Source organism: Leptolyngbya sp. UWPOB_LEPTO1 (genome assembly GCF_017302695.1).
Taxonomy (GTDB): domain Bacteria; phylum Cyanobacteriota; class Cyanobacteriia; order Leptolyngbyales; family Leptolyngbyaceae; genus Leptolyngbya; species Leptolyngbya boryana.
Genome location: NZ_JAFLCJ010000003.1, coordinates 174,551 through 193,054, shown reverse-complemented (window position 1 = coordinate 193,054; position 18,504 = coordinate 174,551). Strand labels below are relative to the sequence as shown.

Below are 18,504 nucleotides of genomic sequence, written 5' to 3'. Positions count from 1 at the left end.
GACAATTTCGCGATCGACGTTAGAATCTATTCCATTGCCATTTTTAGATCAGAACATCTGATCTGCCGTAGAATCAAAACTATGGAAATTCTCTCGGTTAGCCTCAAAAACTTCAAGTTTCACAGAGATCGCTCGTTCTCGTTTCAACCGGGAACGAATGCAATTTGTGGCGAAAATGGTGCGGGCAAAACCAGCATTCTCGAAGCGATCGCTTGGGTGCTATTCGACTATTCGGGTGCGTATACCAAAGATGATTTGATCCGCAATGGCTCTAATAGTGCCCAAGTTGCAGTCAATTTTGTTTCCAGTCGAGATCAGAGAACCTATACCGTTACACGCTGTACTCGATCGAGCTATACGATTTACGATCCAGAACTAAATGAGCGGCTGGATTACACCAAGAAAGAAGACGTTTTACCTTGGTTAAGAGAACATCTAGGAGTCCCAGCCGGGACGAATTTAGGGCAATTGTTTCGCAATACGATCGGGGTTCCGCAAGGGACATTTACAATCGACTTTCTTGGCACTGCTGAGGAGCGCAAAAAAGTCTTTGATCCGATTCTCAAAGTCGAAGAATACAAGAAAGTATTCAAAGAGTTAGGCGACTTAGAGAAGTTCGCAAAAGCACAGTCTGAAAGCTTAGAGCGCGATATTCAGCAGTATGACGAATCCTTGCAAGAATGGGATGAACTTACCGCGACTCAACAGGGACTGACGCAAACCATTTTGCAGATTCAGACGGATTTGAACCACTGGCAGCAACGCCATGAAGAGTTAAAAGATGAGCAAGCAAAATGGAGCGAAGTTGAATCGCAAGTTCAGCAAGTTACTTTACAGCTCGAGACGGTTTCGGGGCAGATTCGAGCCGAGCAGTTGAATGTCGATCGCTTAAAAACAGAACTAGACCGTGCTGAGAAATCTGTGGCTCTCTGCACAGAGCGGCGGGATAGCTATCAAGCTTACACACAAGCTGATCAAGCATTACAAGAATTTGATCGAAGTCGATCGCAGCAAGAAAAGCTACTCAAAGAACGGCAAAAGCTAGCTGAGTCTTTGGGAGCCTATCAGACGAAGCTTGCTGTTCTAGCGCAGAAGGGAGAGCGGCGATCTCAGATTGAAACTGAACTCAAACAACTCGAACCTTTAATTGAGCAACAATCTCAGCTTGAGCAAGAGCAAAGCCAACTCAATGAAAAGCTGCAATCCTGTCAAAGCTGGAAGCAAACCATTCAACGCGATGAGAAACGACTCGCACAACTTCAGCAGCGCCAAAAGCAGTTAGGAGAAGAGATTGAGCGACTAGAAGGCTTAGGTGCGATCGTCAAACAAATTCCTCAACTTGAAGAACAACAAAGCCGCTATCAGCAGCAACTGAGTCGGATCGAAGCTGCGACTCAATTTGATTCTGATCTGCGTCAAATTCTGGCGCAGGCTCAACATCGCGAAGGAATTCAAGCGAATCATATTCAGACAGCAACTTTAACCTTACAAGAGCTACAGCAGGCAGCCCCATCCTGGCAGCCTCGAATTGAAAGTGTTCTCGCTACGATCGCAAATAGCTCAAAACTCAACAATCATTTAATGCGTGACCTGCAAGGCATTTTAGATGATCTATCTGAGCAACTACTTGCCGATCGCTTAAAACAACGCTTAGCTGAAGTTCAGACTCAACTTAAAACGATTCGAGAACAGGAATCGCAATATCGTAAGCTTGAAGCAAAATTTGATGAGGAAGAAAAGCTAGATAGTGAAATTGCAGAACTGCGATCGCTGATCACCGAACATCAATCTCAACTAGCAGCAGAGCCAGAACTCAGAGAACAACTTGCTCATCTCGCGGGACAGCTTCAAACATTAGAAAATCCTCGCGGACGAAGCAGTATTTTACAAAAAGAACTCAAAACGCTGACTCAGCTTGATTCAGAACTCCTGAAAGCTCAAGCTGATTTGAAGCAAGCAGAAGACGAAATCAAAACGATCGACGATTCTCTAAAAGCCTTTGAGAACCTAGCTGATCAGATTCGAGAACAGCAGCTTCGACGCGATCAGTACAAAGAAGACTATCAAATCTATCTCGAACATCAGCAATCGGCAAATAGCTTCAAAGGGCGTAAAGTACAGCACGAAGACGCGATCGCGCAACTCAAACAGCTAGAAGAAAAGCAAGCAGAATTCACAAATCAGAAAGCTCAACTGGCTGAAACTTACGATCCTGAGCAAGTTAAAGCAATCAAAACCGGATATGAAGAAGCAAACAATCAGCGGATTTCGCTCAGTACTCGATTACCAATAGAATCTCAGCGCTTAGAAGAATGTGAAACCCGGCTTTCTAAACTCAAAGCCATTCAGCAAAAGCGCACAGAAACCCAGGCTCAACTCAAACAAAAGCAAAAAACCGAACGCTTCATCAAAGCCGCTCGAAAATTCTACAAAGAAGCGGCTCCACGGATTACAGAGCGCTATGTTCAGAGCATTTCCTATGAAGCCGATCGCTTATTCCGTGAATTGCTCAATCGTCCTAATGTCGCTCTCGAATGGACACGCGACTACGAAATTATGGTTCAAGAAGGCGCACATTCTCGGAGATTTATCAATCTCTCAGGGGGTGAGCAGATGTGTGCTGCTTTAGCAGTTCGTTTAGCTTTACTCAAAGTCCTTGCAGACATCGATATCGCATTCTTCGATGAGCCGACGACCAATATGGATCGCCCAAGGAGAGAGAGCCTAGCAGAAGCGATCGCGAATATCAAATCCTTCCGACAGCTTTTTGTGATTAGCCACGACGATACATTCGAGAAAGTCACCGAAAATGTCATCCTCGTTGAGCGCGAAGCCTAACCAGAATTCTACTTCAATCACTGGTGTAATAGTGGCGAGTTCCTTTTGCATCGATCGCTTCTCCCAATCGTCGCAAAGCATGAACATAAGCGGCAGTACGGATTGAAATCGAAAGCTCTTTGGCAATTTCCCAAATCTGCTGCGCCTCTGCTACCATTTTTTGCTGAAGTGACTGATTCACCTCACCTAATGTCCAGTACAGTCCATTCCGGTTCTGCACCCACTCAAAGTAGCTCACCGTCACACCCCCCGCATTGACCAGAATATCAGGGAATACATAAATCCCTTTCTGCTCCAAAATAGCATCCGCAGCAGAGTTAATCGGACCATTTGCTAGCTCAAAAATGAGCTTTGCTTTGATATTGTGTGCATTCACCTCTGTAATCTGATTTTCTAAGGCAGCAGGTAATAGAATATCGACCTCTAGCTCTAGTAATTCTTCATTCGTAATACGCTCGTGTTCTGCAATGTTGCACACACTGCCCTGACAGTAAACCGCTTGAATTTCACGGGTCGAATTCTTATGTTGGCGAATGCTCGGAATATCAAGTCCGTCTTTCGAGTAAATTGCTCCCTTAGAATCACTCACCGCGACGACCTTACAGCCTGCACGGTACGCTAATTCAGCGATCGTTGCTCCCGCATTGCCAAATCCTTGCACTGCTACCGTTGTTTCGGTTGGGCGCATATCGAACTTCGGTAACATTGCCTCGATCGTAAACCAGGCTCCCAATGCAGTTGCCGCATCTCGTCCCAAACTCCCCCCCATTGTGATCGGTTTTCCAGTCACCACTCCAGGCACATTCTGCCGCCGAATGATGCTGTACTGATCCATCATCCAGCCCATCACCATCGCATTCGTGTAGACATCAGGAGCCAGAATATCCACATCAGGTCCAATAAAATCTGCGATCGCATCAATATATCCACGGCTCAATCGCTCTAATTCCAACCGCGACATCTCTTTGGGATTCACAGCAATCCCGCCCTTTGCTCCTCCGAACGGCAAATTTAACACCGCACACTTAAACGTCATCCAAAATGCTAAAGACTGTACTTCATCGAGCGTTACATTCGGATGGTATCGCACCCCACCTTTTCCGGCTCCACGTGAGTCGTCATACCGAACTCGATGCCCCTGAAACACTCGCAATGAGCCATTGTCCATTCGCACAGGAATCGACACAGAAAGAGAAGCTTTCGGATATTTCAAAGACTCGATCGCGTCTTCTGACAATGTTGTATGCTTCAAAGCTTGCTGTAATCGTTGTGAAGCGTCAGCAAATAGGGAGGACATAACCAACTCCGCAGACTATAATTTTTAGCCTACCAAGTCATGAGAACCTAAAGAGATTAAGAATTAATTGCGATCGTAAAATTCCGAAATTCTTCGTGTCATCGCATCTGAACAATCCTTTGTCAATGAGAGTTCAAGATTGTTAGACTGTGCGAGAAATTTCCAGGAGATAAAGACTCATGAAAGTTCAAGGTGCGATCGCGCTGGTCACTGGAGCAAATGGTGGAATTGGACGGCATTTTGTCGAGACATTGAGAACCGCTGATGCGGCAAAAATTTATGTTTGCGCTCGCAGCATTGCAAAATTAGAGTCACTGGTCGCGCTCGATCCTGATCGCATTGTTCCAATCGAACTGGAAGTGACGAACCCCAAATCTGTACAGGCGGCTGCCGCACAATGCTCTGATGTCACTCTATTGATTAACAATGCTGGCACTTCTTTAAATCAAGGCATCATTGCCGCTGATAATCTAGACAGCGCGCGTGCAGAACTCGAAGTAAACTACTTCGGACTGTGCCATATGTGTCGAGCCTTTGCTCCCGTTTTGAAAGCAAATGGCGGAGGGACGATCGTGAATGTTCTTTCTTTACTTGCAAAAGTCAATCTTCCCTTCAGTGGCTCATACAGTGCTTCAAAAGCCGCAGCACTCTCAGCAACTCACTGTATTCGGGCAGAGCTAGGCAGTCAAGGAACTTTAGTGGTAGCAGTAATGCCAGGAACAGTCGATACAGATTTAGCAAAAGACTGGCCCGATCCGAAAGTTTCTCCCGCAGAGGTTGCCCAGGCTGCGATTCGAGCAGTTGAAGAACAACTCGAAGATGTTTACCCAGGTGAGCAAGCGACTCAAGTTTCAGGACAACTTTTACAAGACCCAAAAGGGGTTGAAAAGTATCTTGCCACTTTCTTACCCGGCATGGAACTAGCTGGAACCCAAGCTTAGCTCGATCGCAGCAGAAGTCAGAGCCTTCAAAAAACTCTGACTTCTCAGCCTAAGCCGGATCTAGTCGCGTATTGGATCGTAAACAAACAGACCTGCTATGCTCAAGACACGCTGAATTCGTGAGCATCTATGCGGCTTCCTCTTCCTCAATTTTCTGCTCAAAATCGCCCTGCAAACCATATTGCAGAAGTGATCGAGACAGCAACCACTGAATTTCTCGCTCAGTGTCTTGAACCAGACAATCTTGCTTTTCCGGTGATGCCTCCGTTTGGAAGTTGGGTAAAAGCGATCGATGAAGAATCGAATAATCTCATTTATGCGGTGGTCTATCATGCCACCACTAGCCCGATCGACACCGTTCACCGCGCGCGCGCATTAGGGATGTCCATGCAAGAACTGCGCGAACAACAGCCGCAGATTTTTGCCATGCTCAGAACGGAATTTCGATCCGCGATCGTCGGTTATCAAGCAGGCGGAAATAAAAAGAACGGCTCAAAAGGCGGAACGCTTTATCAACATCTTCCCCCTCGTCCCCCTCAGATTCATCAAGCCGTTTATGCTTGCGATTCAGATGAGATTATTGAATTTAGTAACGAACTTGATTTTCTCAGAACCTTGCTACAAGTTGGAAGCGCTCCGGTCGATGCTTTAACAGCGGCAGCAATTCGCGAAATTTATCAGTTGCGAAAAGCCGATCGTGCTTGGCTGGTACAGGCCGGGCGAATGCTCAGCTTATTGTTAAAAGATGATTACGATCGCCTCAGAGTCATTCTCAGCCAAATTCACCTCTAGATAGAGTTTGGCAGGCATCTGGATCGATACACATTAAGTTTATGCACATGAATCTATGTTATTGCTAACCGCTGGCTTGTTTCAAGAACCGATTGTTGCCTTCGTGATTCTGCTGGCGGTTATTCTCGTCGTTCCTTTGATATTTGAGCGATTACGCCTGCCAGGATTAGTCGGCTTACTTGCCGCAGGAGTCGCATTAGGACCCAATGGTCTGAATATTTTTCAGACCGAGTCTGAAACGATGAATCTACTCTCGGACATCGGACTGATTTATTTGATGTTTGTGGCAGGACTAGAAATTGATATTGACCAATTTACACGCACTCGAAACCGCTCGATTGGATTTGGGACTTTTACTTTTTTAGTTCCATTAATCGTCGGAACGATCGTGGGTCGATTGTTTGGATTTGATTGGAACCCTGCTATTTTGATAGGTTCTTTGTTTGCGTCTCACACCTTACTTGCTTATCCGATCGTCAGTCGGCTAGGTATCGTCAATAATGAAGCCGTGACCGTCACGATTGGCGCAACGATTTTTACTGATATTGGCGCGTTGCTGGTTTTAGCAATCTGTATCGGAATTCATGCAGGAGATTTCACAGTCTTCAAGCTGTTCACACTCTTGGGATCGTTAGGGATTTATACGATCGTGATTCTTGTCGGGTTTGACAAAGCAGGACGTGAATTCTTTAAACGCTCTGGCGATGAAGAAGGCAATCAATTTCTTTTTGTGCTACTCGCCGTATTTCTCGCATCAGTTGGAGCACAACTGATTGGCGTTGAAAAGATTGTCGGTGCGTTTCTGTCGGGGCTTGCCGTCAATCGGGTGGTCGGCGATAGCCCGGTCAAAGAGAAAGTTGTCTTTGTCGGCAGTGTTTTGTTTATTCCGATTTTCTTTGTGGACATGGGATTGCTGATTCGGGTTCCGGTGTTTATTCAAAGTTTGAGCGATCCGAAATTACTAGGACTGACGATCGCGATCGTGGTCGGTCTAATTTTCAGCAAAATGGCGGCGGCAGTTCTGGCAAAACTGGCATATCGCTACAGTTGGACAGAGATGATGGTGATGGGATCGCTGTCTCTGCCTCAAGTTGCTGCCACACTTGCTGCTACCTTAGTTGGCTATCGGGCTGGATTGCTGACAGAAGGCGTTCTCAACAGTGTGATTGTGCTGATGTTAGTCACTTCGACACTCGGTCCGATTCTGACTGCCCGATTCGCCACCGAACTTCAAGCCGAAACCGTCGAAGATTTACCCCCCACGCTTGCTGATCCAGTTTGGATCAGTCAAATGACCGTCTTAGTCCCGGTGTACAACCCGAATACCGAAGCGAACTTGCTAGAATTAGCCGCGTTAATTGCCCGATCGCATTCGGGGCGATTAATTCCATTTGCCGTCGCATTTTCTCAATCGCATCTTAACTCCTCACAGATGCAAGAACGCCTCGATCGCAGTGAATTACTGCTCGAACGGGCAACTCAATTCGCGCAATCGTTTGATGTTGAAGTCTCACCGATTCTTCGCATTGATGATCGCATCGCTCAAGGCATCACTCGTGCGAGCCGAGAACATCACGCGAATCTAATCATCATGGGCTGGGGACGACAAAGCCGATTTGGAGAACGATTATTTAGAACGATCGTCAGCGATGTCTTGTATGCTGCTCCTTGTCCTGTTGCCGTGGCGCGTTTGCTCAAATCGCCAAGTCAATTTCAGAAAATTCTGATCCCGATAGAAAATCTGACATTGCGATCGATTTCTGCTCTCCAATTTGCGCTGAACATTGCAACTGCGACAAACGGGCAAATGACACTGATGCATGTTTGCGGTCGAGCCACTTCTGCAAGCAAAATTGCCTGGATCAGATCCCAACTCGACCTCCTCGTTGAAAAGCTAGCTCCCCAAGTCGAGCAGATCGCCACCGAAATTGTGATTATCCCCGAGGACGATATCGGACGAGCGATCGTTGCTGCCTCAAAATCTTTTGACCTACTGATTTTACGGTCGTCTCAGACTCCCAATACAGCCGGAGGATTGATTTTGGGTAATCTCGTCTCCCAAATTTCAGTACAAATCCAATGCTCGATGATTTTATTCGATGAGCCTGAAGTTGTCGATCGCCCGCTCTTGCTCCCCAACGCCTAAGTTCATACGGATCTTAAATTAATCTCTAATTTTTCTAAAGTTTGCCGATTAGACTTGATTTGCTGAGACAGCCATGTGAAATTTGATACATAAAGGACTGTTTCGGGTAATTTATTCCCCAGATTTAAGCCTATGAATTGGCGAATTACTCTCGCTATTTCTCCACGTTGACCGAAAATAGAGTCAACAAGGGTGCATACGAGATGACAACTGATCAAGAAACAGGAGCGATCGATTCGATCCGAATTCTACTCATTGAGGACAATGAGCCAAACCGACGATTACTCGAAGATTATCTGGTCTACCAGGGCTTTGAAGTGCAATCGTTGGCAACAGGAACAGGCTTTGAACGCGCATTGACGGACTTCAAACCTCAAATTGTCCTGCTAGATTTGAAGCTACCAGACATGGATGGATGTGACATTTTAGAGCGCATGCAGGAGTCTCCAGACTGGCGGGAGATTCCCGTGATTGTGGTCTCGGCTCGTGCATTTATCGCAGATCAGCGCCGAGCGCTAGGTCTAGGAGCACAACGATATTTAGTCAAACCGATTCGACTCTTAGAATTGCTTGAGGTGATTCGATCCGTGCTTGGATAAGCAAAAATCGGGGGCGACATGAATTTCTCGCTCCCGATCGCTGCAATCAAAAACCTTTAGACGATCGTCGTTTCGCTGTCCTGCTGCGTATTGATAAATTGTTCGATCGTCAAACTTAAATTCTTCACGGTATCGCCGGATTCTAAAATCTGAATTTCGAGAGCAGACAGTAAGAGAGTTGCGGTCTGCAATTGGGTGAGCGCTCGTTCAATGTTGTTGCGAGTTTGGCTCTCAAACTCTTGTAGATTCATAGGGGTTGTGGCAAGTCAAGACTGATATCTCGCACTATAGTCACTTGGGTTCGGTGATCGTCACCCTTATCCTTGAGGATTGATTTAAAATTTAAACAATCCCCTCTTAGATAAAGTTTTAAGTGACTGATCACCCTGAAACTCCGTTACTAATCGATGATCTCGAACGTTTAGAGACTCGGCTAAAAGAAATTCCGCAAGAGCCAGGTGTGTATTACATGCGCGATCGTACGGATCAAATTCTCTACATTGGTAAATCAAAACGGCTGAGATCGCGGCTCCGGTCTTATTTCAATGGTCATGATACTCGACCCCGAATCGCGCTGATGATGCGCCAAGTGGTCGAAATCGAAGTGATTGTGACCGATACTGAAGCAGAAGCTTTAGCATTAGAGGCAAACCTGATTCGTCAACATCAGCCGCACTTTAATGTGTTGTTGAAAGATGACAAGAAATATCCCTACCTTTGTATCACCTGGTCAGAGCCGTATCCTCGGATTTTCATTACGCGCAAGCGGCGCATGGCGAAAGAACGCGATCGCTATTATGGACCTTATGTGGATAGCCGCACGCTGCGAACCACGTTGCATTTGGTGAAACGCATCTTTCCGCTGCGCCAACGTCCCCAACCTTTATTCAAAGATCGTCCTTGTCTCAATTACGATATTGGGCGCTGTCCGGGCGTTTGTCAGGCTTTAATCTCGTCTGAGGATTACCGGAAAACAGTTCAGAAAGTCGCCATGATTTTCCAGGGCCGAACTCGCGAACTGGAAGAATCTCTGATGGCTCAAATGGAAGTTGCCGCAGAGAATTTGAACTTTGAACATGCGGCACGACTGCGAGATCAGATTGCAGGCTTGAAAAGCTTGAGTGCAGAGCAAAAAGTTGCGTTACCCGATGACACGATTTCACGAGATGCGATCGCGCTTGCGGCTGACGATCAGCACGCCTGCATCCAACTTTTCCAAATCCGGGCAGGTCGCTTGGTTGGGCGATTAGGATTCTTTGCGGATGCTCATGCTGAACCGGGTGCAATCTTGCAGCGCGTGTTAGAAGAACATTACCAAACGGTCGATCCGGTTGAGATTCCAGCGGAAATTCTCGTTCAACATGAATTACCCGATGGTGAAATGTTGGCGGAGTTTTTGAGCCAAGCGAAAGGGCGAAAAATCTCGATCGTGGCTCCTCAACGTCAAACCAAAGCAGAACTGATCGAAATGGTTGAGCGCAATGCGGGGTTTGAGTTGGCACGAACGCAAAAATTTGCCGATCGTAATACTCAATCGATGCAAGATCTGGCTGAAATCCTGGATCTCCCAGAGTTGCCGCGCCGAATCGAAGGCTATGACATTTCGCATATTCAAGGGTCAGATGCAGTAGCATCCCAGGTTGTCTTCATCGACGGGCAACCTGCAAAACAGCATTATCGACATTACAAAATCAAGAATCCAGAAGTGCGATCAGGTCGTTCCGATGACTTTGCCAGTATGGCGGAAGTGATTTCTCGTCGATTTAAGAAGTACGCGACGGCAAAAGCGAGAGGTGAAGAGATCGTGGCTGCGTCTCAAACCTCTGCATTGAAATCTCAAACCTCTGCACTGGCTGATTTTCCTGATGTTGTGATGATTGATGGCGGAAAAGGTCAACTTTCAGCGGTCGTCAAAGTGCTGCGCGAGATGAACCTGCTCGAAGACATCAAAGTGATTAGCTTGGCGAAACAGCGAGAAGAGATTTTCTTGCCGGGTGAATCTCTCCCACTTGAAACCGAAGCAGAACAGCCTGGAGTGCAGTTACTTCGACGATTACGAGATGAAGCACACCGATTTGCAGTCAGCTTCCATCGTCAGCAACGCACAACTCGAATGCGACGATCGAGCTTAGATGAAATTCCCGGCTTAGGTCATCATCGGCAAAAGCTACTTTTAGCGGAATTTCGATCAATTGATTACATTCGCGAAGCAAGCCCTGAGCAATTAGCCACGGTTCCAGGAATTGGAATGGCGATCGCAAAGCAAATCTATCAATATTTCCATCCCAGTGATGAAGGAATCGACAACATTCCAGAAGCTGAACATTCTACAAACTCTGAAGTAGCTTCCTAAAGCAGCGATTTCTGACATGAAACATCGCTGAAATCCCACTGAAATCCCTGTGTCCTGATTGCTCGGTTACCAATCAAAGTGGCAATGAAAAGTCAATGAAAAACTGAGTTACAACTGAACCTTACATAAAGATTCATATCGAATTGGTAACTTAGATTACTTTTTAATTGCGACCATAGCGATCCTGATACTGTTAAAGAACTCGTTAAGACACAGGAAAACAAATATGCAGACTTCTAAGAAGCACTTGGGTCAATCTGTGGGAATGGCTGTGTTGTTTGCTATGGCTTGTATGATGCTGGTTACGTTTATGTCTCGCATGGGCTAAGTTCTTGCAAACCTGAAGCGCTGCATTTCAACATCACAAGTCTTGATCTTCATTAATTTTCTAGAATTTTCTAGCAATATTTCTCATAATTTAACGGGCAGAAGCATTTTCAAGTTGCTTTTGCCCTTCGCAGTCTTTAAGCCTACAATCTCTGCAATAAGCTCATGCCATGTGTATCTGTCCCACAGGTACTGAGCAACTGATACTGAGATTGCAGCTTTGCGACTCGGTAAGTTTCCTTCGGGCTAGGAGTCCAAGGCTTTGGATTGTTGTAGGCGTAGAACGTTTCCACGCCATCGATGCCAATCATTGCCGCCGCCGGAATTAATTCATCTGCCGATCGACGATATCGAGCTGGATGCGCCAAAACTGCGATGCCGCCTGCTTGTTGGATTGCCCCAACCACATTCACTGCATGAGCACGATCGCCTTGGGGAGCAACCCCCGTAAAATAAGATGCGATCGCAGAATGCCCTGGATTAAACGCAAACCCTAAAATATGAACTTCCGTATCGAGCAATCTAGCCGTAATTTCCGTTCCCGTCCATAACTGGGGAACCGCAAATCCCAAAGCCTGCTGCGCCTTCAAATAACGCTGAGCCGCTTGATTTCCAGAGATCTGATGGTGATCCGTAATTGCAAACCCTTGGAGAGACAAATCGATCGCCTGTTGCGCCAACGCTTCAGGAACTAACTGCCCATCTGAATGCTTGGTATGCATATGGAAGTTATAAGTACGCGGACAGCTTTCCGCTGTCAACGAAGCAAACACCTTTCTGAGAGCCACCGCATCTTGCGCGGCTGGAACGTCTACAATCGAACCGGGAGCAAGATAAGCAGCCATAAATCGCCTCAAACATTACTGGCAGGTTACGGGACTATATCTAATGTAATGTACAGCTTAAAAAAACGTTTCAGTAATCGATACCTAAGTCATTGAGTATAACTGATGTCATTGATTACTCTCATCAAAAAACTGTCACAGAAGGGATTTCAGCCCATGTACATTCAATGGTAGATTGCATACACAATCCCCCTAGTTGCATTTATTGATGTGTAAGTTCCTGTCCGCGAGAGTACTTCGGTAAGCAAGTTGCGAACATTTCGCACCCTATCCGAAGTCTCTGCGTCGGCTAATTGATCCGCCCCCTCAATCCGCCCTCGCAACGGCAAATCGGCTGATTTTGGTTGAGTTCCCTGAAAACGTGAATGATTTCTAGTCCGAGTAATAATGGGTTTTCCCAGCAGTTAGATGCCATTCGGCAACGTATTGCTGTCATTCGAGATCGAGTGTTGTCGCAGTCTAATTTAAGTCTGTCCAGTGAGATTCACGAAGAGTTCCAGTCTGCGCTCAACGTGCTCGAAAGTGCTCAGACGGTGATTCAGCAAGCAGAAACGAGTCTAGACGTTGCTCAACTTCGAGCGTCTGTGCGAGAAAAAGAGATTTTACTGCGTGAGATTCACCATCGGGTGAAAAACAATTTGCAAGTCGTTTCGAGTTTGCTCGATCTGCAAGCAATGCGAACACAAGATCCGACTGTGCAAACGATCTTGCGAAATAATCAGAGCCGGATTCGATCGATCGCGCTCGTTCACGAACGGCTTTCTCAGTCGAGTCAGATAACTCGAATCAATTTAGGCGAATACATTCAGAGCTTGACGGCAATTCTAGTGCGAATCTATGCGATCGAACCAAATCGCATTACCTTCCGGACTGAAATTCAAGGAGAGATTGAACTCTCCTCAAATCGAGCCGTTCCGGTCGGGTTAATTTTGAATGAGCTTGTTTCCAACGCTCTGAAACATGGCTTAGCGGGGGAATTTGGAGAAATTACCGTTTCATTGCGAATTACAGATGCTCAGATCACACTGATCGTCAGCGATAGCGGGGAGCGGTTTCCAACAGACTTAGATTTGATGTCGCCGCGATCACTGGGTTTTCAGTTGATTAATTCACTTGTACAGCAAGTCGACGGCATTCTCACCGTCAGCCGCATTCCGAATACGATGATTGCCGTTCGATTTAGTGCTAATGACTTGCAGGAGTCGTAAGCCCGTGTTCTAATGCGAATCTGACTAATTCGGTGCGGCTATTTGTTCCCGTTTTGCTAAAAAGACGGCTGACGTATTTCTCGACATTACGAACGCTGGTGTCGAGCCGACGGGCGATTTCTTTGTTCATCAAACCATCGACGACGAGATCCAAAACGCTCTGCTCTCTCGGAGTAAAGTCAAGTTTCATCGGCGCGGGCGTTTGCGCGATCGCGCCCCGCTGCATCAAAATTGCTCGAATTTCTGCAATCTGGCGCGAGAGTTCTGCAATATCTGCATCACTATCGCCACTGGAGACTTTCGCGGCTGCGCGTTGTTTGAGAATTCGAGTGACGATCGCAACTAGCTCATCTGGATCAAACGGTTTGGGTAAATACGCATCACAGCCTGCGTCATAGCCTTGAATGCGATCGTTGGTCATCCCCCGCGCCGTCAGAAAGATCACAGGTAAGGTTTCAAATCTGGGATCGTCGCGGAGTTGCTTCAGGAATTCCAAGCCACTGACCTGCGGCATCATAATGTCAGTGATTACGAGATCGGGCATCACACGCTGAACAGTGTCCCAGCCCTCACGGGCATTACTGGCAGTATGCACGGTGTAGCCACTGTCTTCGAGATAGGCTTGCACTGCTTCTCTGAGTCCAGGCTCATCATCGACTAATACGAGTTGCTCCGGCATTGTTGATCCCTCTGACACGTTCGCTTTTTAATTTAACGAATTTTGGGGCTGTTGTATCAATGGCTCGATTGTGTGTGCTTGTGGTGAGAGGGTTGCTTGTCGCTGCCCTTGGGCACGGGCATGAAGACAGAACAATCCGATCGGAGTGTTGATCAAATCGACAAACGTCGCTTTGCCTTTGATTAAATTCAGCGTTGCGATCGGAAATTCTTTCAAAATCCAACGCAGCAATCGATATCGATATTCTCCAAACTGGGGTTCGCGCATTAAATCGATGCCATGTAAATCATGCAGATAGCGATTTGAACGTCCATATCTGCGCCATTGGCTTTGCAGTTCGGAGAACGTCGTACGATGACGGTGACGAACGATCGCAGTTTCAGCAAAGCGCAGTTGCCAAGCCGTCTCGCGCAGAATGCGCCAACAGATATCGGCATCGCCACCCGTTGTCAGGTAGGGGCGGAATAATCCAACTTCTTTGAATGCTGCGGCGCGAATGGCAAGATTTGCAGTTTGTCCGTAAGCGCAGAAAGGATGATTGAGCGTGTGTTTTTGAGACAGGGTTTCTTGTCGATCGGCGTATTGTTCTAATAATGTATTGCCGGGTAATGCTTTGATTTCGCCTGCAACGAGTCCGACAGCGGGATCGCAAAATGGCTGAATCAAATCTTCTAGCCAATTGGGTTCGGGACGGCAATCTGCATCCGTAAAGGCAAGAATTTCACCTTTGGCGTTTTGAATTCCGAGGTTTCTTGCGGCGTAGGAGCTTTGAATTTCGGATTGCTTGAGCGATCGTAGTCTTGGATCTTCAATCTCATTTAATAATTCTGCCGTACGATCGTTGCTATTGTTATCCACCAATAAGCACTCAAAATTCGCATAAGTCTGCGCTTGTAGACAGGCGAGGAGCGGCGGTAAATCTGCTTCACCGTTATAAATTGGCACAATCACAGAAACAAAGGGTAAAAAGCTCATGCCGAGTTCTCAGAATTCGATTCTGATGTCAACATGCCCAAAACAATCATTGGGGTAATGGGAGCGGGCGAACATGCAACTCCGCTCGATCTGCAAAATGCTTATGAACTGGGTCAGCGCATTGCTGAAGCAGGTTGGATCGTGCTGAGTGGGGGACGCAATGTAGGGGTGATGGATGCAGTCAGCCGTGGGGCAAAAAGTCGTGATGGATTGACGATCGGGATTTTGCCCCGAATCAATTCTGCGATGTCAGACGCGATCGACATTCCGATCATCACGGATATGGGCAACGCGCGAAACAATATCAATGTGTTATCAAGTCATGCGATCGTTGCTTGCGGAATGGGAGCGGGGACAGCTTCAGAGGTTGCTTTGGCGATTAAAGCGCGTAAGCGTGTGATTTTAATCACAGAAGATTTGCAGGCGCGGGAATTTTTTCGATCGCTCAATCCAAATTTAGTCAGCATTGCAGAAACAGCCGCGATCGCGCTGGAACAACTGAAAGTGATTCTCTCTACACAAAAATAATCGTGTCCTACTTTTCGCCTACTAGGGTAGACATTAGGATAGGGGTGCACCTCTATCGTGTAGGGCTGAATCGTGACGAACAATCCAGACCAAAGAAAAGAAGAGTTCTTTTATCCAACCGCACACTATCGAGGAGAGTTCACACCTGAACGCCTCGCATTTAACGCAAACTTACAGGAATTTGCTCAGCGCGTATCGTTACTCTGTGGTTTGGAAACTTCAGGCAAGATTCCTCCAGGAGACGCTTATAAGCAGATCAAAGAATTATGGCATCAGCTAAAGGAGTCTAAGAAAAACTTGCTGGATCAAACTAGCGGATCAGAAGAGAGTTAGAACCTTCAAAAACTAAGATGGCGATGACTTCTGAAGCATCGAACTCGGTTCGTCCTCAGCATAAGAAGTCATCGTCCACCAAGCTTATTTAAGACAGACACTAGCGCGAGACGCAGGACTACCCAACATCTCAGACGGCAGAATTCGGGGGCAAGCATTTGGGAAGTCCGATGATAAAGGTCGTGCCCTGCCCAAGCGTTGAGTCACACGCTAACGTTCCGTCATGCTGTTCGACAATAATTTGATAACTCAAAGATAGACCTAACCCAGTTCCTCGCCCTACAGGTTTCGTGGTAAAAAACGGATCGAAGATTCGACTTCGGACTGCTTCGGACAAGCCCACACCCGTGTCTCTAATAGCAATCTCGATCTTGTCATTGTTTTGGCAACGGGTGCGGATCGTAATCGTGCCAGCGGGATTATGAGTTTTCAATGATGAAGCCTCATTCGATTGAGCGGCGATCGCTTGTCTAGCGCCGCTTGCCTCCTCAATGGCATCGATCGCATTCGCCAGAATGTTCATAAAGGCTTGATTCAACTGCCCAGCGTAACATTCAACCAAGGGCAGTTGCCCGTAATCCTTCACAATTTGAATCGATGAATTGCTCCCCTTCACGGTCAATCGGCTCTGTAAGAGCAACAAAATACTATCAATACTGGTATGGATATCAACTACTTTGACTGTCGCTTCATCTAGCCGTGAGAACGTTCTGAGTGATGTCACAATCTCCTGAATTCGCTCGGCTCCGGTTTTCATCGAGGTGAAGGCTTTGGGCAAGTCGGTGATCACGAATTCTAGATCGAGCGATTCGATCGCAGATTGCAAAGATGGGGGAGGAGTGGAATACTCCTGTTGATATAAGCGCAATATCTGCAAGAGGTCGTCAACGTAGTTTTTGGTATGCTCGAGGTTGCCGTAGATGAAACTAACGGGATTGTTAATTTCATGGGCAATGCCAGCGACGAGCTGCCCCAAGCTGGACATTTTTTCACTCTGCACTAACTGCATCTGCATCTGCTGCAACTCCGATAGCATTTGCTCTAAAGAGTGCGTCTGGTGTCTCAATTGCTCTTCGGATTGTCGCAGTGCGTCCTCGACTCGCTGTCGCTCCCAGATCTCGCCCTGCAACTGTTCCACGACCGTTTGTAGTTCCCCATTGGTCTGTGTGACTTGATCGAGTGCTGATTTTGTTTCTCCTTGGGCTTGCTCCAGCGTTTCCAGCAGTTCATTGATGTTATGGGTCAGACTCGAGATTTCATCCTGTCCTGCTCCGGTCAGTCGGTGAGCCAAGTTCTGACTGATGCGAATACTATTGACACCGCTACTTAAACGAAGTAGACGAGACAAGACCAACTGTTCCGAGAGAAAGATGGTAATGCCCCCGAACGTAATCCCAAGAAGAACGATCGCGATCATTAGTTGCTGTTGGCTTTTTGCTGCTTCCTGATAGAGCTTGCGAGGAATCTTAACCTGAAGGAGAAGCGCAGGTTGGTTACGCAAATCCGTTACTCGCCCGTAGCCGACAAGCGTTGTTTCAGTCAACGGATGAATAAGAATGGGATTCTGTGCGGAGAGCGCGGAACGAGCCGCCGCCGCATCGGCTGGGAGATTTGAACTCTGAAGGGAGTAGATCTGGAGGGGAAAGCGAGTGATTTTAGATAAATTGGTAATGGCTTCTGCATCAATGTAGCGACCGAAGATAAGCGCGCCTCGTACAGGACCTTTCCTCTCGGAAGTTAGAATCGGCTGACATGTGATTAGCATCGGACCTTCTGGCAGCACAAGAATCCCGGTCATAGCTCCTTTTGTCTGAGCCTGCTCGAGAAGTAACTGATTCGTAAACAGTTTGGGCAGTCCTGCGGGGATGGGTTGGAAGTGCTTGGTCTTCAGATCGAACCCTGTCCCGTAGACAGTTCGACCTCGCGTGTTTATAAATAGCACCAAGTTAACCTTCAAGTTCGCCAATTGCTCAGGAATTAGGTTGGATTTGAGGTAAGCGTCATTGTGGTCTTGAATAAACTGGTAGGTATCATCCCAAGCCGACCAATCACTGTAGCGCACTGTGAAGGCTTCTTGGTCTTTGGCGAAGACATTGAGAACGCCTTGGAGCGATTCCCGAGCACTTTGTTCTTCAGCAATCTTGAGGCTACCCAACAGGATGGTAGATGAGGCGAAGTAGACGACTCCGGTTAAGCTCGCAAGTGTGAAGCTCAAAACCAGTAGGGTTTTCTCACGCAGCTTCAACTTATTGAGGAACCGGATCGGAGGAGACTTCATCATACCGCTGGGTTTTAATGCTTCCTTAGCGATTGGCTTGATTGACAACGAACGAGCGCCCTAATCAGAGCAGGAACATCTCAATTAGACTCAGTTCTACTCAAGCAGAGAGAGCAACTCTATCTCTACAAGATGAGCTTTGTCAGACCAAGCCCCAGTTTTTGATCAGGTTGACGCTTCGCTGTAGCCTAAATGGACGAAATGGAGTTGCAATGACCGCGACAGCGGTTTCCTTCCCAGCCAAGAATTCCACTCCTGCATCCCGTTCTAACATTTGTAAAAATTTTGCTATGTTGGGATAAAAACGGGATGAGTAGCGCGATCGCTCAGAAATCAAAGTTTCTTCCACACCGATTTAGAAGCGC

The 18,504-nt window shown here is 47.0% G+C and carries 16 protein-coding genes; 9 read left to right on the top strand and 7 right to left on the bottom strand.

What is annotated here, in order from left to right; translation table 11 throughout:
- The first annotated feature begins 81 nt into the window (after positions 1-81).
- Positions 82-2,838 carry an AAA family ATPase gene (locus J0L70_RS06175; RefSeq protein ID WP_287453574.1) on the top strand — a complete coding sequence of 919 codons (2,757 nt, stop codon included), beginning with the start codon at positions 82-84 and terminating at the stop codon, positions 2,836-2,838.
- Positions 2,839-2,851: 13 nt separating this feature from the next.
- Here the strand turns inward: J0L70_RS06175 and J0L70_RS06170 are convergent, their stop codons facing one another.
- Positions 2,852-4,135 carry a Glu/Leu/Phe/Val family dehydrogenase gene (locus tag J0L70_RS06170; RefSeq protein ID WP_017289512.1) on the bottom strand — a complete coding sequence of 428 codons (1,284 nt, stop codon included), beginning with the start codon at positions 4,133-4,135 and terminating at the stop codon, positions 2,852-2,854.
- A 179-nt stretch (positions 4,136-4,314) separates the two neighbouring features.
- On the opposite strand from J0L70_RS06170, the gene J0L70_RS06165 reads away from it, so the two are divergent.
- The 4 genes from J0L70_RS06165 to J0L70_RS06150 all read left to right on the top strand — a co-directional run bounded on the left by J0L70_RS06165 (position 4,315) and on the right by J0L70_RS06150 (position 8,613).
- On the top strand, positions 4,315-5,076 hold the full coding sequence (locus tag J0L70_RS06165; RefSeq protein ID WP_287453572.1) for an SDR family oxidoreductase: 762 nt from the start codon (positions 4,315-4,317) through the stop codon (positions 5,074-5,076).
- A 129-nt stretch (positions 5,077-5,205) separates the two neighbouring features.
- Complete coding sequence (locus tag J0L70_RS06160) at positions 5,206-5,868, top strand: HAS-barrel domain-containing protein (RefSeq protein ID WP_287453571.1); 663 nt, start codon at positions 5,206-5,208, stop codon at positions 5,866-5,868.
- Between the two features lie 55 nt (positions 5,869-5,923).
- Positions 5,924-8,014, top strand: a complete 2,091-nt coding sequence (locus J0L70_RS06155) for a cation:proton antiporter domain-containing protein (protein WP_190647617.1) — start codon at positions 5,924-5,926, stop codon at positions 8,012-8,014.
- 203 nt (positions 8,015-8,217) lie between these two features.
- Positions 8,218-8,613, top strand: coding sequence for a response regulator (locus J0L70_RS06150; RefSeq protein ID WP_017289508.1), 396 nt, complete (start codon positions 8,218-8,220; stop codon positions 8,611-8,613).
- A gap of 56 nt (positions 8,614-8,669) precedes the next feature.
- Here the strand turns inward: J0L70_RS06150 and J0L70_RS06145 are convergent, their stop codons facing one another.
- Complete coding sequence (locus J0L70_RS06145) at positions 8,670-8,864, bottom strand: hypothetical protein (protein WP_017289507.1); 195 nt, start codon at positions 8,862-8,864, stop codon at positions 8,670-8,672.
- 122 nt (positions 8,865-8,986) lie between these two features.
- On the opposite strand from J0L70_RS06145, the gene uvrC reads away from it, so the two are divergent.
- On the top strand, positions 8,987-10,966 hold the full coding sequence (uvrC, locus tag J0L70_RS06140; protein WP_017289506.1) for an excinuclease ABC subunit UvrC: 1,980 nt from the start codon (positions 8,987-8,989) through the stop codon (positions 10,964-10,966).
- Positions 10,967-11,436: 470 nt separating this feature from the next.
- Here the strand turns inward: uvrC and J0L70_RS06135 are convergent, their stop codons facing one another.
- Positions 11,437-12,138 (bottom strand): PHP domain-containing protein, encoded by a 702-nt coding sequence (locus tag J0L70_RS06135; RefSeq protein ID WP_017289505.1) that lies wholly within the window; start codon positions 12,136-12,138, stop codon positions 11,437-11,439.
- Positions 12,139-12,503: 365 nt separating this feature from the next.
- On the opposite strand from J0L70_RS06135, the gene J0L70_RS06130 reads away from it, so the two are divergent.
- Positions 12,504-13,346 carry a sensor histidine kinase gene (locus J0L70_RS06130; protein WP_287453569.1) on the top strand — a complete coding sequence of 281 codons (843 nt, stop codon included), beginning with the start codon at positions 12,504-12,506 and terminating at the stop codon, positions 13,344-13,346.
- On the opposite strand, the gene J0L70_RS06125 is transcribed toward J0L70_RS06130, so the two are convergent.
- Both J0L70_RS06125 and J0L70_RS06120 read right to left on the bottom strand, forming a co-directional pair.
- A complete protein-coding gene (locus J0L70_RS06125) occupies positions 13,324-14,025 on the bottom strand; it encodes a response regulator transcription factor (RefSeq protein ID WP_017289503.1) in 702 nt (233 codons plus the stop codon). The genes J0L70_RS06130 and J0L70_RS06125 overlap by 23 nt on opposite strands.
- Positions 14,026-14,052: 27 nt before the next feature.
- Complete coding sequence (locus J0L70_RS06120; RefSeq protein WP_287453568.1) at positions 14,053-15,000, bottom strand: glycosyltransferase family 2 protein; 948 nt, start codon at positions 14,998-15,000, stop codon at positions 14,053-14,055.
- Between the two features lie 33 nt (positions 15,001-15,033).
- Between J0L70_RS06120 and J0L70_RS06115 the strand changes: the two genes are divergently transcribed.
- Both J0L70_RS06115 and J0L70_RS06110 read left to right on the top strand, forming a co-directional pair.
- On the top strand, positions 15,034-15,528 hold the full coding sequence (locus tag J0L70_RS06115) for an SLOG cluster 4 domain-containing protein (RefSeq protein ID WP_017289501.1): 495 nt from the start codon (positions 15,034-15,036) through the stop codon (positions 15,526-15,528).
- Positions 15,529-15,600: 72 nt separating this feature from the next.
- Positions 15,601-15,861 (top strand): DUF7219 family protein, encoded by a 261-nt coding sequence (locus tag J0L70_RS06110; RefSeq protein WP_017289500.1) that lies wholly within the window; start codon positions 15,601-15,603, stop codon positions 15,859-15,861.
- Between the two features lie 130 nt (positions 15,862-15,991).
- On the opposite strand, the gene J0L70_RS06105 is transcribed toward J0L70_RS06110, so the two are convergent.
- Together J0L70_RS06105 and J0L70_RS06100 are read right to left on the bottom strand one after the other, a co-directional pair.
- Positions 15,992-18,142 (bottom strand): CHASE4 domain-containing protein, encoded by a 2,151-nt coding sequence (locus J0L70_RS06105; RefSeq protein ID WP_287453567.1) that lies wholly within the window; start codon positions 18,140-18,142, stop codon positions 15,992-15,994.
- Between the two features lie 139 nt (positions 18,143-18,281).
- Positions 18,282-18,488 (bottom strand): hypothetical protein, encoded by a 207-nt coding sequence (locus J0L70_RS06100; protein WP_017289498.1) that lies wholly within the window; start codon positions 18,486-18,488, stop codon positions 18,282-18,284.
- Positions 18,489-18,504 lie beyond the last annotated feature (16 nt).

What these genes read in the sequence shown, in the direction of transcription:
- J0L70_RS06150 (WP_017289508.1), top strand. Translation starts at nt 8,218, where the DNA reads ATGACAACTGATCAAGAAACAGGAGCGATCGATTCGATCCGAATTCTA.
- J0L70_RS06115 (WP_017289501.1), top strand. Translation starts at nt 15,034, where the DNA reads ATGCCCAAAACAATCATTGGGGTAATGGGAGCGGGCGAACATGCAACT.
- J0L70_RS06155 (WP_190647617.1), top strand. Translation starts at nt 5,924, where the DNA reads ATGTTATTGCTAACCGCTGGCTTGTTTCAAGAACCGATTGTTGCCTTC.
- J0L70_RS06145 (WP_017289507.1), bottom strand. Translation starts at nt 8,864, where the DNA reads ATGAATCTACAAGAGTTTGAGAGCCAAACTCGCAACAACATTGAACGA.
- J0L70_RS06160 (WP_287453571.1), top strand. Translation starts at nt 5,206, where the DNA reads ATGCGGCTTCCTCTTCCTCAATTTTCTGCTCAAAATCGCCCTGCAAAC.
- J0L70_RS06175 (WP_287453574.1), top strand. Translation starts at nt 82, where the DNA reads ATGGAAATTCTCTCGGTTAGCCTCAAAAACTTCAAGTTTCACAGAGAT.
- J0L70_RS06130 (WP_287453569.1), top strand. Translation starts at nt 12,504, where the DNA reads ATGATTTCTAGTCCGAGTAATAATGGGTTTTCCCAGCAGTTAGATGCC.
- J0L70_RS06120 (WP_287453568.1), bottom strand. Translation starts at nt 15,000, where the DNA reads ATGAGCTTTTTACCCTTTGTTTCTGTGATTGTGCCAATTTATAACGGT.
- J0L70_RS06125 (WP_017289503.1), bottom strand. Translation starts at nt 14,025, where the DNA reads ATGCCGGAGCAACTCGTATTAGTCGATGATGAGCCTGGACTCAGAGAA.
- J0L70_RS06170 (WP_017289512.1), bottom strand. Translation starts at nt 4,135, where the DNA reads ATGTCCTCCCTATTTGCTGACGCTTCACAACGATTACAGCAAGCTTTG.
- J0L70_RS06135 (WP_017289505.1), bottom strand. Translation starts at nt 12,138, where the DNA reads ATGGCTGCTTATCTTGCTCCCGGTTCGATTGTAGACGTTCCAGCCGCG.
- J0L70_RS06105 (WP_287453567.1), bottom strand. Translation starts at nt 18,142, where the DNA reads ATGATGAAGTCTCCTCCGATCCGGTTCCTCAATAAGTTGAAGCTGCGT.
- J0L70_RS06165 (WP_287453572.1), top strand. Translation starts at nt 4,315, where the DNA reads ATGAAAGTTCAAGGTGCGATCGCGCTGGTCACTGGAGCAAATGGTGGA.